Origin of the sequence: Sphingobacterium sp. ML3W (assembly GCF_000747525.1) — a bacterium.
In the GTDB taxonomy this organism is placed as follows: Bacteria; Bacteroidota; Bacteroidia; order Sphingobacteriales; family Sphingobacteriaceae; genus Sphingobacterium.
In genome coordinates this window covers 3101056-3116039 of sequence record NZ_CP009278.1, presented here as the reverse complement: position 1 = coordinate 3116039, position 14984 = coordinate 3101056, and the positions used below count along the sequence as shown (strand labels likewise).

The 14984-nt window shown below is 34.2% G+C and carries 16 protein-coding genes; 3 read left to right on the top strand and 13 right to left on the bottom strand.

Going from position 1 to position 14984, the window contains the following annotated elements:
- Positions 1–10: 10 nt before the first annotated feature.
- The 6 genes from KO02_RS13305 to KO02_RS13285 form a co-directional block, all read right to left on the bottom strand.
- Positions 11–1267: a hypothetical protein gene (locus KO02_RS13305; protein ID WP_051959938.1), complete on the bottom strand. Its 1257-nt coding sequence runs from the start codon at positions 1265–1267 to the stop codon at positions 11–13.
- Between the two features lie 28 nt (positions 1268–1295).
- Positions 1296–3851, bottom strand: coding sequence for an SEL1-like repeat protein (locus KO02_RS13300; RefSeq protein WP_051959937.1), 2556 nt, complete (start codon positions 3849–3851; stop codon positions 1296–1298).
- 19 nt (positions 3852–3870) lie between these two features.
- Positions 3871–4734: a WG repeat-containing protein gene (locus KO02_RS13295; RefSeq protein WP_038699019.1), complete on the bottom strand. Its 864-nt coding sequence runs from the start codon at positions 4732–4734 to the stop codon at positions 3871–3873.
- A 357-nt stretch (positions 4735–5091) separates the two neighbouring features.
- Positions 5092–5856 carry a hypothetical protein gene (locus KO02_RS13290; RefSeq protein WP_144243325.1) on the bottom strand — a complete coding sequence of 255 codons (765 nt, stop codon included), beginning with the start codon at positions 5854–5856 and terminating at the stop codon, positions 5092–5094.
- The gene (locus KO02_RS23815) at positions 5849–6025 is read right to left on the bottom strand and encodes a hypothetical protein (protein WP_158500295.1); all 177 of its coding nucleotides are present in this window, start codon (positions 6023–6025) and stop codon (positions 5849–5851) included. The genes KO02_RS13290 and KO02_RS23815 overlap by 8 nt, the downstream gene beginning before the upstream one ends.
- Before the next feature lie 159 nt (positions 6026–6184).
- A complete protein-coding gene (locus KO02_RS13285; RefSeq protein ID WP_051959936.1) occupies positions 6185–6856 on the bottom strand; it encodes a hypothetical protein in 672 nt (223 codons plus the stop codon).
- A gap of 356 nt (positions 6857–7212) precedes the next feature.
- Between KO02_RS13285 and KO02_RS13280 the strand changes: the two genes are divergently transcribed.
- The 3 genes from KO02_RS13280 to KO02_RS13270 all read left to right on the top strand — a co-directional run bounded on the left by KO02_RS13280 (position 7213) and on the right by KO02_RS13270 (position 10664).
- Complete coding sequence (locus KO02_RS13280) at positions 7213–9519, top strand: tetratricopeptide repeat protein (protein WP_051959935.1); 2307 nt, start codon at positions 7213–7215, stop codon at positions 9517–9519.
- Between the two features lie 31 nt (positions 9520–9550).
- The gene (locus KO02_RS13275; RefSeq protein WP_038699015.1) at positions 9551–10120 is read left to right on the top strand and encodes a DUF4303 domain-containing protein; all 570 of its coding nucleotides are present in this window, start codon (positions 9551–9553) and stop codon (positions 10118–10120) included.
- 85 nt (positions 10121–10205) lie between these two features.
- Positions 10206–10664, top strand: coding sequence for a hypothetical protein (locus KO02_RS13270; protein ID WP_051959934.1), 459 nt, complete (start codon positions 10206–10208; stop codon positions 10662–10664).
- 92 nt (positions 10665–10756) lie between these two features.
- Here the strand turns inward: KO02_RS13270 and KO02_RS13265 are convergent, their stop codons facing one another.
- The 7 genes from KO02_RS13265 to KO02_RS13240 form a co-directional block, all read right to left on the bottom strand.
- Positions 10757–11371 carry a WG repeat-containing protein gene (locus KO02_RS13265; protein ID WP_158500294.1) on the bottom strand — a complete coding sequence of 205 codons (615 nt, stop codon included), beginning with the start codon at positions 11369–11371 and terminating at the stop codon, positions 10757–10759.
- Between the two features lie 316 nt (positions 11372–11687).
- Positions 11688–12230 (bottom strand): hypothetical protein, encoded by a 543-nt coding sequence (locus KO02_RS13260; protein WP_038699011.1) that lies wholly within the window; start codon positions 12228–12230, stop codon positions 11688–11690.
- A 135-nt stretch (positions 12231–12365) separates the two neighbouring features.
- A complete protein-coding gene (locus tag KO02_RS13255) occupies positions 12366–12839 on the bottom strand; it encodes an ankyrin repeat domain-containing protein (protein ID WP_038699009.1) in 474 nt (157 codons plus the stop codon).
- Positions 12840–12995: 156 nt separating this feature from the next.
- Positions 12996–13466, bottom strand: a complete 471-nt coding sequence (locus KO02_RS13250) for an SMI1/KNR4 family protein (protein WP_158500293.1) — start codon at positions 13464–13466, stop codon at positions 12996–12998.
- 31 nt (positions 13467–13497) lie between these two features.
- Positions 13498–14517 (bottom strand): hypothetical protein, encoded by a 1020-nt coding sequence (locus tag KO02_RS13245; RefSeq protein WP_038699005.1) that lies wholly within the window; start codon positions 14515–14517, stop codon positions 13498–13500.
- Between the two features lie 5 nt (positions 14518–14522).
- Positions 14523–14690, bottom strand: coding sequence for a hypothetical protein (locus tag KO02_RS23810; protein ID WP_158500292.1), 168 nt, complete (start codon positions 14688–14690; stop codon positions 14523–14525).
- A gap of 20 nt (positions 14691–14710) precedes the next feature.
- Positions 14711–14968 (bottom strand): hypothetical protein, encoded by a 258-nt coding sequence (locus KO02_RS13240; RefSeq protein WP_051959933.1) that lies wholly within the window; start codon positions 14966–14968, stop codon positions 14711–14713.
- Between the last annotated feature and the right edge of the window lie 16 nt (positions 14969–14984).

The window sequence follows — 14984 nt, the reverse complement described above, 5'->3', positions numbered from 1 at the left end:
TTAAGATGGCTTAACAATTATAGTAAGGTTCGGGCATTTCGACTTTTATGCCAAGTAGCTGCTCTATTTGCACAGCATATTCATCCAAGGAATTCAATTCCCCGTAATAAATTCCTTCCGAATAGCCTGATTTAGGTTGTACGCTCAATTCTACATAGCCACCACCTTTGGCTGGAAGTACATTTTGAATGGTGATATAATCCACGTCTTTCAGCTGATATTCAATAGCGTATTGATCACCCGTAAAACCGAATTTCTGATTGGCTACATCTAGCCAAAGCGCCTGACGATGCATCGCTTCTTGTGAAATTAAATCGGGAATAGTGGTCACATTCGGATTCTTTTGGTACTTAGGTAAGAAATTCATACCTAATTTAAACGTAATGATTTTAGTAGTTTCAGCTTTCAAATCATCGCGAGGTTGCAGCAGAACATCGGCGTAATCTCTGAAGTTATCGATCCCTAAAGTCGTACTTCCATCATCATAACCGTTTGCTGCAACATAAGTGTAGGACAACGTTAACTGCATGTCATTCATATCAAACCTCACATAGCTTTGATCTGCTCTTTCGTAACCGAAATCCTCTATATCAGTTGGGATTTCCTTCATCCACAAATCACGAATTTCTTTGTAGCTATCATCGGTATTTGTACTGCTATACAGCGAAGTAAAATAAGCTTGAACAGCAATGTTTTTTTGATCATTATCGTAATAGAATTCTAGATCTTGAATGATCATCGAACCAATGCGAACGGGATAGTCTATTTTGAAATAATTAGAACCAAATTCTGATGCATAGATATGACCGATATTCAATGTTGGGAATTCATGATAGGTCGTGTCCCAAGAGATAAACTTAGCAGGTTGAGACAGGACTTCGAATCCTTTCGAAAAATCGTTGTGTACAGTAGGTAGAATTTCGTAGTTTTTGGTTTGTTCCTTAATCCAAATACGGTGCTTCTGTTCCTTTTTGCTATTTATGGTCTTGAAGAATAGCACGTCATCAAAACCAAATCTTTTCGATAACAGTGGATAAGTGTTCGAAAAGCCTTTTTGTGCGATGCCTATATAATGTTGATGATAATCAAACAAGAGTAAAAAAGGTCTATCCCCTAAAATCTCTATATACGCGTATTTAAGTTTTGATAAATCGACGGCTTCTTCATTTCCATGATCTTCATAAAAGAGCTGATCACCTTTAATGCAGACATTCCCAGGTTCTGTTTCCTTAGGAAAGGAATTATTCTTTTTAAATAGATTGAACATAGCTCTTGTTTTATGCTGATTAGCCAGTTTATTTCTTAAATATCTTTTTGAAAAAGGATTCTTTTTTAGGAGGTTCTAACCCTAAAAGTTCTCGATCGATTTCAATCTCGTTTACCTCCGCATAGCGCAACCATGCGTTAAATTGCACTTCATTCGCTAAATCCGATGCTGCGCGATAATGATACAATAATTGTTTTACAGCATGTGGATAATGATTGATTTCCATTGCTTTTTCATAAAAGGAGATGGCTTTTTTAAGGTTTAGCTTTAATCCGCCTAACCCTTGCTCGTACATGATTCCGTAATAGATCGGTGAAAATTCTTCCTCGCGATCTTTTTTTAGTAGTGGTAAAACTTTTTTGTAATCCTCTTGCGTAAAATAGATGTCTGTTATTTTATCCGAATTAAATTGATACAATTTTTGCGCTTTCAAATAATACTCAAGGGCTTTATCATAATCTTGTTCAACAAGCTCTCCATAATAATATAAATCTCCTAAATTGCTCCAGCCCAGTCTATTTTTCAATTCACCTGCTTTGCTGTAAGCCTCAATTGTTTTCGTTATATTTTGTTCAATTCCGATACCATTCTGGTAATGATAGCCTAAATTATTCCAGGCATTTCTTTCTCCCAAAGTGGCGGCTTTCTTATACAAATCGATTGCTAATGGCAAATTCGCATGCAGAGTTTCTTCGGTATTGCTATAGATAATTGCTAGTTCCGTCATCATTTGTGGATGATTGCGTGCAGCGCCCAGCTTATAGACTTCAATGCCTTCCTCAATTTTATCCGCTTTAAAAAAATCTAGTCCTAGTTGAAACAAGCTTTCGTCATCAAAATATTGAAAGTAATCCTGGCCAATGTTTGCTTTCCATTGCTCATAAAACTGATCGAAATGGACCAAATCTTTACCTCTTAAATTGTATTTTCGATGGTATAGTTCCCCCATCTCTTCATCTGCTATTTTTCTGATTTCTTTATTAGAGTTCAGGCAAAGGAGTTCTTCCTTTTGATAGAGAAAAAGTTCATTACTTTCCAAATTGATGGCTTCTGATATATAATCGTACGCTGGGCTCAAATGATTGAGCTCTCCATCCCAGTAATGAACCCCCTCTTTTTGATGCACACTTAAGAAATGTTTTTCGAGATGCTCGATTTTAAGATAATCGGTATGAGGATGAAGCAACCAACAATCATTTTTAGCATCAAAAATACCATTACCCACAGAGGTTTCTATGATGTAGACATCTTGGAAGAAATCTGCTAAATAATCGAACTTAATTTTTTGAATATCAAATTCAGCTAAGCATATTTTCTGATGACGGGTGTCGTAAAGAAACCATTTTTTCGCTTTTCTATAAGCAAAAGATTGATAATAAGATAAGGTGATGACTTGGTCTATTTCTGTATCTAGTAGTTCACCGTTGGCTTGTATAATTTCCGTTTTTTTCTGCCATTTATTTGGTTTTACATAGAAAAAATGATGAGGCAATGTTTGTAGTACATCTTCTACATATTCACCAATAAAAATACCATTCGCATTGAAAAAATTGCGTTTTGAAGATCCTTTAACTTTAAAAAAGAATAGCTCAATTCCGTCACATTTAAATGGGCTTTCACTTTCTTCCTTAATGATTTGTTCATTTTTATGATTGATTAAGTGGTATTGATCATCCTTTTTAGCATTGAAATAATTCCCGAAAATAAGTTCTAATTCCTCATAAACAATAGGAATAAACAATTGATTCTTCGTGATATCCAAAAGCCCAAATTTATTATTGCAGGAAACAGTCCCAACTTTTTGTTTAAAAGCATAATCGTAATTGATGATTTCACCATAATATATTTCAAATGCATCAAAAGCTTCCTCATAAATAGGAGGTATCAGTTCTGTTCCTTCTGTATTGAGGTAGCCAAATTTGTTGTCTTTTTGAATGACAGCAATACCATCTATAAATTCAAATATTTCGTTATAAATAGCAGGTACAATGCAATTACCTTTTGCATTTTTTAGTCCTTTTAAGTTATTTTCTTCAAATATTTCGGTGTAGTTATGCTTGTAGACATCTTCATTCCAATAGCCCAAGCCATAATTAATCCAATCAGTTTCTAATGCTTCTAAAAATGTTTTATAGCCGAAAGTTTCCAATAGTTCTTGTAAAGGAGCTAAGCTTTGTGACGAAATCGCTAATTGATATAACTTAATCTGTTCTTGAATCTCAACTACCCATTCTTTAGCTTGTACCGAATGTTTCTCCTCATTCATTTTGAAAACATCAGTTCCATCAATTGAAAATTTATCGTAAGGTAGCGCTTCTAAAAAAGCAAATAGTCGGTTTACGGGCTCGTAATAGGCTTTTTTATAATGCAACTGGTATTCGTCAGCCAATAAATTATAGAATTGTCTTAACAAAACAATGCCTTGCTCACGGTCTGCATAGAGTTGCGTTCCTTTTGCCTTAATATTGAAACCAAAAAGTGAAATGAGCAATGGGGGTAACACATAGTTCCATTCACCCAAATAATTGGGGTAATTTTCTCCAGAAGTAGAATCGATATTGTATATGTAGATGCGGTGTGCCATAAAATGAAATTAAATAGGATTATTCATAACGAAGACCATTGATGTCTATCTGGTGTAAGTCATTCATATCTTCATCTAGAGCCACGGAAGCAGTGCCGTCGGTAAAAACAGAGGCGTAGGTATATTTACAAGGAATAACGACCATTCCTAGTTTATTTAAGTATCCATATTTTCCATCTTTCATAGCTAAAATCAATTGGTCATTAGTTTGAATATTCATGTAATCATAGTTTGAAGCTAACGGCTTTAATGTTTTTATATCATAAAGACTGATATGTCCATTTTCTACAACTGTGAATAATTCATTTGTATTTTCTTCTATATTTTCGAATTTAGCTGGCACTACAATTTCTCCCTTTTGGTTTATTAATCCTGACTTTTCATTTATAGTAAAAGTAGCGAGTTCATCGATTATAAAGGTTAGCATATCATACCTAGGTTGAATAACAATGTTACCGTCTACAATCAAGCCATATTTCCCGTTTTCGCTGAATATATATTGATTAGGGTTACTGTCGTAACTTAGATAATTGTATTTTAAAGGCATGATTTCAATACCATTTAAATCAATAGCTCCATATTTTCCTTTTTTATTTGTTACAATAGCAACATTATCCTTAAAAAATGTCATGCTATAATAGATAGCAGGTGTCAAAATATGATCATCACCGTCTTTTAATCCGAAGAACTCACCCATTTCATCTTCATAATAATACCTGTTTTTGCCTATTAACTGATGAGTTACAACCGTATCAACATTGGAAGTTAATATTTCTTGAGCTTTGCTTGTCTGACAATTGATCATGAAAAAAAATACAAATGATAAGCCGAAATAGGTCGGTTTGTTTTTCATTAAAGTCCAATTAATAATATCTGATTGCATAAATTCATTTTCTAACAGAAGTTTTCTGTTGTATCAAAGATAAGAAGATTCGCTTTTTAAATTAGTAGCTGAAACCGGGGATTTTTTGAAAGCTGTTCATTCATTAAACTTGATCATCATATTTTTATATGTAAATGAATTTCGAAAAAAAATTATAATCTAATGGATAGAGCCAGCAAATCAACGTTTGGATTGCTCGGATTTACAATCCTTGTTTCAGTGGCAAATTTTGATTTTTAAAGTCGTTGAAACGATAGCTTGTGGTTTTTTATAGCATCTAATTGATTAAAGTCATAGTAGAACTTGTTTCATTTTAGAGGTTTTAGGTGGCACATAACGGTTCAGGCTTCTTATTGGTCACTCTTTCTCAAATATAAATCTCGTTGTCCCGTCACTGTTATTTATTATTTTTTTGTTCTTTATTTTACTTGATAATTCCTTTTGTATTAATACAAACTCGTCCAAAAAGTCTTTTTCTGTCATTCCTTGTCCACCAATGAACTCATAATGACCCTTTACATTTTCTGCTTCAAAATTTTGGAAAGTATTTAGTCCATAAGAAATGTTATTTATTATTAAATTGTTACGTACTTTCCAAAACAGAAAACTTGTCTTAATTTTTAATGGTTCTTCTCCAATTCTAAAAGCTGTCAATTCTTTTCCCTTGATAGAGTAGCCTAATAATTTTCCTCTTAGTTTTCCGTCTTTTAAACTGTCAAGGTTTATTGTTTCTGCGTCCTCTTTAGCAAAGTCTCCAAGTTTTGTCTGATTTATGAAAAACGTTGCTTGATTTAATGAATAGCCACAACCTCCTTTATTAAAAATCATATATCCATTTCCGTAAAACGCGAGTCCGAAAATTATCATGGCAGGAATTGTCCATAATTTTGAAAGCCCTTTGAACTTCCAAATACTTGCAATGAACAAAACAGTGGAACCGAATAACAAACCATATCCAATAAGTTTTGAAGTCAAAACGGGATAATAACCAATACAAGTCGAACTACACCCACAGCCAAAGTCGCTGTAAAAAAAGTTTTCAAGGGAATAGTAGGACAGCCCTAACAAAGTTGTCAAGATGATTGTAGTTATTATTCCTATGGTCTTTCTTGTTTTAGTCAATTGGGTGTTTTTTTTGTACTTCTTCTTGATGTTCTCCATATTTATCATCTACAAATATTCCTTTAGTTTCAAGCTCCCAACTTTTTTTAGGACTGGGTAAATAATACCAACCTTCTGTATTATTTTCGTAATCACTAATGGCATCTAAAATTCTTCGTTTAATAAACATCTAATTCTCCTCTTGATAACAAACAATCACCTTATGTTTGAAGAGCTTTAGAGACACCCTTTTGATCAGCATGTAAACTATTTTGAACAGCTCCCCAGCTGGTGCAAACGTCACATTTGTATCCCTACCGTGGTCGGTCATAATATTCATTATTTTTTTTTATTTCATCAACCTATTAAAATCTTCATTTATTCTTTTCTGCTCTTGCAGTAAATAGTCGGATGCGAATGGTGCACCACAATCAAGGTTGCTAAATTGATGTATAAGTTCTCCGTTTTCAAAGTAATTACGATCTTCTGTTATTTGAGATTTTGCCATATCAAATATTTCAGTATCACCTAGTTCTTTCATTAATGTAGCGTCTTGATATATGGGTCTGTTATATTGGTATGATTTCTCAAACACAAATGAAAGTTGTCCGTCTTGTAAATAATATTCGGTCAATAGTTGGCCGGTTTCTCCTAAATGTCTACTCAATATTTTTTCTAATGTTCCATTTAGATAATAATATTTGGCAACACCACCTTCGGTCGATTCCCATATGTCTTCGGTGATGATGGACGTCCAGTTAGCGATGCTGTTGATTCTTTTGAAATTGGCTCTGATGGGTTTCAATCTCCCCGTCAGATACTCGTTTACAGTAAGATCCTCTTTATTAAATGTTTCTCGAATTTGAATTGTGTCTTTCTGTAAGCTGTATTTCGGTGAAACTGCTGCTACCGAATTTGTTTGCGCATTACTTGTTCCACAACCGATCATTAGAGAAATCAAAAAGGTATGGAAGTAATATCGTGGCCTGTTTCCTAATGAATTGCAATAGTAGTAATACATAATTTCTTATTTTAACTGAAACCGTCATGAGTGGCAAGATTTCACTAACTGCAATGAATAAATTACTCATGATAGCTAAATCACCTTTAAAAAACAAACACTGATTAATATTTATTCGTATGAAACCATCATGAGTTACAAAAAATTGTAAGCTACAATGATAAATCACTGATGATAGCTGTATCACCTTTAAAAAACAATTTATTCGGGTGAAAATTATCCGCTACATCAAAGATAAGAAGATTCGCTTTTTAAAATAGTAGCTGAAACTGGGGATTTTTTGAAAGCTGTTTATTCACTAACTTTGTTTATGATATTTTAAATGTCAAATCATTATTCAAACAAATTAGATACGAATGAACATAGCGGAGTTAGAAGATTTATATACTAGAGGTGATTTAGCACAATGTATCGAAGGAGGAGAGCAACATCTTGAAAATCATCCTGACGATACAGCAGTATTGTTTTTAATGGCCGTTGCACATCACGATTATGTTCACCCTGGTCATCCAGAGCTTGTATATGACGCGATGAATCAATTTACGGTTCCTTATCTTAAGAAAATAATAAGTCTCGAGCCCGAAAATTCAGAAGCACTACAACATATGCTAAGTTATACATTGAATAATGATTATAATTTAGCTTATATTAATCTTTCCAAAAGACACATTACGTCCGAAAATAGTAACGATTATATCGGTTATGCGCAACGTTTAATCCAAGATCCTAGCCATGCAACGTCTGGTTTTGATTTCTTAATTAGGATTTATGAATCTGCCGGAGAAACTGCCTCTATTTTGAAAACATTGGACGAAGGAATGTCTTTCTTTACCACACATTATACAGCAGATAGAGAGCAGCGGGATCAGTTTAATTCAATTTATCTGATGAAGAAGATTTATCTGCTACAGGAAAAGAAATTAATAGCTTCCGATGAAATCGTAAAGGTTATAGCAAATCATATACAGCAATTTGCCAGCGCCAATGATAGCGACTACCTATATCTTGCAGAAATAGCTTTCGAAAATGAAGATATAGCCTTGGCAAAAGCAATTTTATTAAAATTGATCAGAGGTGCAAATGATGAAGACGATGTTTTGGATGGCCTAGTGAAATGGCACCAACGTTTTGATAAACTGATTAAGAATGGACTTGTTGATGATGACGTGTTTTATTTCCAGCTAATCGTTGAGCGTAATCATTTTGAACGGTTGCATTTAAAAGCCGATTTTTATTATCATCACGCGCTTAGGCTGATTGATACGTATTCCGATAAATTTTCTCCGTATCATTTTGCGGGAACTTATTTACATGAAGAAGCACGCCACGCAGAAGCATTACCACTCCTGAGCAAAGCAATTGAGCTTAAAACAACATCCACAACCTGGAGACGTTATTTTGTGTCCAAGTATTTAGCAACGGGAGCTATTGATTTGGAACTGCCAACATTTGAAGATTTACCTCGAGACCTTTACAATGACGGCGTTGAACTCAGCGAATTTATTGCAGAACAAATTACAGATCCGGAGGATCTTACGTTGTTTCAAGCGATGTTATCGGGTCTCTATGAACAATCTTTTCATGCTTTTCAGGCGTATTTTGAAGAGGATAGTTATGAAAGTGATTATTTAGGTACCAGACACAATTGGGCCATGTGCTGCAATAATTATGGTGCAATACTTATTAAACATGAATGTTATAGAACTGCCATCGATGTGACAACTATTGGCTTGCAACATAGTGAATTTGAAGAACTCCATCATACCTTATTAGATGCGTTAATTAAACAAGAAGATTATGTCGATGCAAAAGCTGCGTTAACAAGATTCTTTCGTATTTATACGGCAGAAGATTCAAACTTTTATCTATATCTAAAACACCAAGCAGATTATTTAATTGTCAAGAATGCCTTAGGTGAGACTGAAAATAGTGTTGATGAAGCACAGGATTTGTTAACTGAAATCTATCATCACTATGTCGTGAATCCAGATATTTCCGATTATGATTTTAGAGATTATGAAGCCGCGAAAAATGCTGTAGAAGGAATCCTTTACGATATTTATGAAGATGAATCACAAGAGGTTAAGGTCGCTTATTATAATCATATTGCCGACCAGTATCCGCACGAACCACATCCACCCTATGTGCTGATGCAAATTTACAATGAACTGGACGACTACAAGAATGTAAACCATACAGCTCGATTATACTTAGCCAATAAGAAGGAATTTATTATTAATGCCTTTGATAAAGCAAAAACGTTATATATGATCATGAAAAGTCATTATTTGATGGAGGAGTATCCAGTAGGAATTGACTTTTTTACAGCGCATGATTTGTTTTGTGAAGAAACATTTGACGCACCGGAATATCTACAATGGTTGCTATATGGTATCAAATTATTTGCAGCTGAAAATCAAATTGAACCTTTACTTAGGTACTCCAATAAATTAGCGCATATTTATGAGAGGGAAGAGTGGGGCTATGATGATACGTCCGAAGAAGTTCATCTATTAGTAGCAAATGCTTTATATATCAGTGGCGATTTGAAGCAAGCACATCAACGTCTTGACCGTGTATTGGGTTATAGTGATCATGCTGCTCTGGCAGATGAGTACAAAAAGACCTGGAAGAAACCAGGTTTATTCTCAAAATTCTTTTAAATAGGAAAAGGTCTATTATAATAAATTAAATATGAAATCATTACAACCACTTAAAGAGCGTCTTAAGGTAAGTATCCGAAAAGAGTTTTTGGACATTAAAAAACAAGCTGGTGCTGCTACACTTTATGTATTTTCCCTAGGACGTGTGGAGGATATAGAGGGACAGTATTTTGCTGCGGGTTCTACTATTCCGTATTTAAAACAACAATTTGAAGAAGATGACACCTATTATTCAACCTTTTGGTTGGCTTCTGAAATGGAGTTGAGTGCTGATCATCAAGATGTTTATTATGAGGAGCTTTCGACTTATTTGGAAGGCGCATCGGATGAGGAATATGGTCAATTGAGAATCGAATATGATCAACTTTTAATCGATTCGTTGGCCGAGTTAAAACAAGAGGGTGTATTTGATGATGAAATTCCTGAGTTCACTGTGTTTGTTGAATACGTGGACGAAGGTTATGATATCGTGAATAGCAGTTACGAGCGCATCCTTGGCAGTCCGTTTTTAGATGCCTTTCGTTTGAGATACGAAAAACAGTCAAACTCCTTGACAGCACAACTTCTATCGAAGTATGGAGGTGTGGAAGGTGTATATTAAATATTGAGTTGTATACCCAATAGAAAAGCATGGAATTAAATATTAAATTAAACGAAGTTTTATGATGGATTATTCCCATTTAATTATGAAGACAAATCAAAACGCGGTGCTAAATGCTGCTTTTTTGAAGAGATATCCTACGTTACCTGCTGATTTTATGGATTTTCTGAATACTTATTCATTAGTGACAAATGTGGATGACACGACTTGGTTTACGTGCATTTCAGATTTTAATGGAGAGGTGCTTGATGGGGCTTTTCCATGGAATGAGTTTGAGTTGCAATCTTTGGCAGTTTTTGAAGGGGATTTAGAAAACCAACGTTTGATCCAATCGTTTTGGGATGCTCACTTACCGATTGTGCTTTCTGTGAAAAAGGCATATTCATTTTTTGCTTTGGGGGTTTCGGAAGATAATTTTGGAAAGGTGTATTTTGGAGAAGAACCTGAATATGAAGAAGTGGTGCTTGTTGCAGATTCTTTTACGGAATTTTTTGATCAAATAAGGAATAATATGTTAGTGCCTGCTTATCAAATTCTATTTTGATTATTATTTGGACTTGGCTTTTGAATTGGGGTCTGTGATTGGTGTTTCAATTGGGAAGATGGATTGGTGGCTGAATACCGACATAATTTAATTCATTTCAATTGTTTAATTATTTGTCCCAGCTTATTAAGCACAACGTGTTTGTCGTCTTTTGTCCAAGCTTCACGCTTATTGCCTTTTAGCGCAGTCGCTTCCCAAAATTCTTGTCCAGCATGATTGACAAAACCGCTTTCATAGCCATCTGACCAGTGCCAATGCTCGCCTCCCTTATCATATTTTTTATACCCTCCGATGGTAAATTTCGAAACTCCATTTTCAAATGGAGTTACAAAGTCATATTTTGCTGCTATCACGATCTCTCCATCAATAGTAGCAAAGCCAATTTTGTCGTTGTCAACAAACCTAAATAATCCTTCTTCCAGATAATCGGGACCGTTGTCGTAAATAAAAGGTTTCAGGATCACATTTTCAGATCTGTCAATGCCAATCCATTCTCCATCTTTAAGAACAATTGCCATCTTGTATAAGGTGTCTGTATAAACGTGGGTATATTGGGCTTTTATTATTATGTTCCCCGATGGATCTTTATACCCAATCAATTCTTTTGCTGTCGTAGTATCTGTATATGAAATTAAATAGTCTTTTGCTTTCTGCCCGAAAGAAAAGTTATTTATAAAGATGAAGATCAGTAGTAATACAAATTTCATATGCATATTGGGATAATTGTGGGTTACTTCGCTTTATGGCACAAAAATAAATAAAACAACTTTTGATTCGTTTTTGTGTGCTCCAATAATGTTCGCTATTTTCTAAATTCGTTTTCCTCAAGGTTTGTAATATACAACTCAACGAATGGATTGTATTATTATAGGTATTAATACGATACGTTGATACCCCATTACAAAGTGATTTTTCATTTTAATTTCCTTTTTTTTAACTCTTTATCTAGATGTTTCACTTTCATCGCCTATAAAAATTTGCTTCTTTACTACCGTTTTTTTTAAATTCCGCTGTTTCATTTAATTATTCAATGATGATATCTTCCTTTTCGAAGTAGACCAAATCCTCGCCAATATCAGTAGCGTCTGTAAAACTTGTTTCGATAAAATTTCCCACTGTTTTTGTGTAATTTAATTTAAACCCCTGATGCACCAAACCCGAAGTTTCATAATAAGCTCCCAAAGGCAACTGATGGGGATTTTTGTCGACATCTGAAGTAAAAACTGAAAAAAGAATCATTTTTTTAGAGTTGATATCAGGTTTTTGATAGCCATAAATTTGATGATCTTTGCGGATATTAGATTGCAGATAAACTGTGCTATCTCCCTTGCTAAGCAAAATGTAGGCTTTCGTAAGGTCGTCATCATTCGCTATTTCTTCTTTGACGGCATCTTTTTCGTAAATTAGTTTACTTTCCGATTTAGCGGCTTGATTTTCAGTTTTAAAGGCTTGAGTTGAATTTGTTTTTACAGAATCCATACCCGACTTCGGTTGCTGCTCTTTATTGATGTTAGTACAAGAGACTGCGCATAAGGCTATAATTGATAAGATGTGTATTGATTTCATGTGCTATATTTTAGTCGAGATTATCCTTTATTTTCAAAAATTTATTTAGCTTAAGTGTTGAAATCTCTGTGGTTGATTTGTTTGAATTAAAAATAAGTTCCGATTATCAAGAACCTTGGTATTTTGTGGATGGTTCTAAAGATTAAATAACTGTAGCATTTCTAGGTTATCTTCATCAACCAAATCAATAGGAGAGACTTCGCTATTATTTTGAAGATTTGGATTAGCGCCATTATTTATTAAAATAGCAATAATTTCTATAGAAACATCATTCATCACGGCACGCCAAAGAGCTGAATTTCCGTATTTATCTTGCCTATCTATTTCGATTTTGTGCAGCAATAAATAGGTTATGCTTTCTACATGCTGTTCTTGTACAGCAAAATGCAAGGCTGTAAAACCTAATTTATCTTGATGGTTGATATTGGCGCCATTTTCTACAGCAAATTTTACTAGCTCAAGATTATGGTAACAACTCGCATTTAGCAGGAGTGTTCTGCCATCTCGGTCAGAAGCATGAATACCTACTTCTTTGAACAATGTTTTAACAGTTTCGTTTTCTTGTTTTTCTATGGCAATAAAGCTTAAATCAATTCTTTTATCTTTCATTTATAAGGGGTTTTCCATTATTCATAGCTATCCAGAAATAAATCTTCTGGCAGAAAAGCATCATTAGTTTCGAAACATTGATGGTGCTTAATCTTCCAATGAATAGGAATTTCTAAAGAAATTAGTTTTGGATCATTTTTCACCATTTACTATATTTTAATCTTCATATTCTTCAAGAAACTGCTCCCATTCTGTAATAAGATATTCTTGAAATGAGTTATAAATTTTACCTTCAGTTTTAGGACTGATACAATTGTACGCAAATACGGGGTTTGAATCTAAAGCTGAACATTCTAACACCCAACATTTATCTGGGAATTCAGCATCTAGTACCAAATAATTTGAAGGCAAAGCATGATTATCGCGGGCATAGATGGTTGCGCCATATATTGTGTATAGATTATCTGAAAGAGCTTCTTGCGGAATTATTCCATTGGTATTTAAACTGTCAGGAATTCCAGCACCACCAAATTCTTTTAAATAAGATGTAAGTTCTTTATCAAATTTTAAATCAAGTGCGCTTTCAACTTGCTTAATTTCCGATTGATCAACTTTCCCATAAAATTCAGGTTCTTCGCCTAAACTTTCTACTTTTTTAATTAAATTTTTAAAATACTTTAAATCCATATTTTTTAAATTGATGTTGTATGTACTTGAATTAATAGTTTCTTTTCTTGTATAGGATCTCATAATAATCGAGTACGGCATCCTCGTCGCGCACAAGTTCTGGAAGATTCGTATAGGTATACTTTTTATTTCTAGCGGTATCGATAAGTATGTATTCGGGTTGCGCTGGCTTTTTGCTAAGAAATATCATCGCTTTTTTCTTACGCTGAAGGACGGCATAGCCTAAGTAGGAGAGGCTTATATTCGTATTAAGCTGGATATAATTTTCAAAATATGAGTCAGGTATGCTGCTAAGGAATGCTATATCCTCCGCTTCAATGGCATGAATCAACATATTGTCGATAGAGCTGTCTAGCTCCATATCAAAATAGATATTGGCATCTTGTGGGCTGTAAAACTTTTTGTAAACTTCCTTTGCCAGTTCATAATTGCTATCCGCCAGCATCGTCCTTATAAATAGGTTATTGATGTTTTCTACATAAGGGATCTCAAATGCGTAATATGAACTCAGCAGGAAGTGAAACTGATAAGGAAGGGTCTTCTGGTTGGCCATTACGGTATTCAATTTTTCGGGTGTATCTATAAACAGGTCAAATACGATGGACTCAATGTCGTCACTTAAAATTTTGTAGGTTTTTATTTCTAATTCCTGCTGACGTTCAGGGGGAAGGGAAATATGTAATTGCGAATGGCTAATACTAAAGGTAAAGGAGCTATATAGATTATCAGGGCTCCTTAAATAGATGGTGTTATCTCTTGTTTCAAGCTTATCCGCTGATTTTAGACTTAAGCAATAAGCATTATTTTGTTCAACAAGAATAATAAAGTTGAAATCATGGTCGACGCCAATAATACTATTTATAGTGGTCTTTATGGGTGTAGGTTGATGATCTACCGTCTGCGCAAAGGCCGAAGCGGATAAAATTAATGCTAGGAGTATAATAAGTGCCTTTAAGCTTTTCATGGTTGAAAAAAATCTCGCCACTAAAGAATAAATAAAGAATGCATTTTCTTTCAATCCTTCATTGAAGATATCGTACAATTTATTCATTCGCTTTAATTATAAATTTCATCAATCGTTTCATCAATCAATTGATCTAATTTTTGATTACTGAAACCTTCTTTATTTCCTACTTCGAACATCCAATCTACATGATAGTCGAAGTAATCATAATTAATGCTGGGACTTAAGGCTAATTCCATTAACTTTAAGTCTTTATGCATTTTATATCTATCTGGTGAGCTTACTCTAAGTTTGGAAACGTAAGATGCATAGGCATCCATTTGTTCAGAAACCATTCTTCTTGTTCTTTATCTGTTTTAACTGATTTTAACTGTTCATTACAAGCATCGCACCAAGCATCTGGACGACCTAAATCGGCATTGTCGAATTCATGAAAACCTACTTTTATTTGATTTAATAAGCTATGCGCAAGTTGTGTACAAAGCAAACCTATTTCTTGTTTACCGTGTAAACTGCATTCTATTTTTCGAGTTTCCATTTCGTCTTTTATTTAT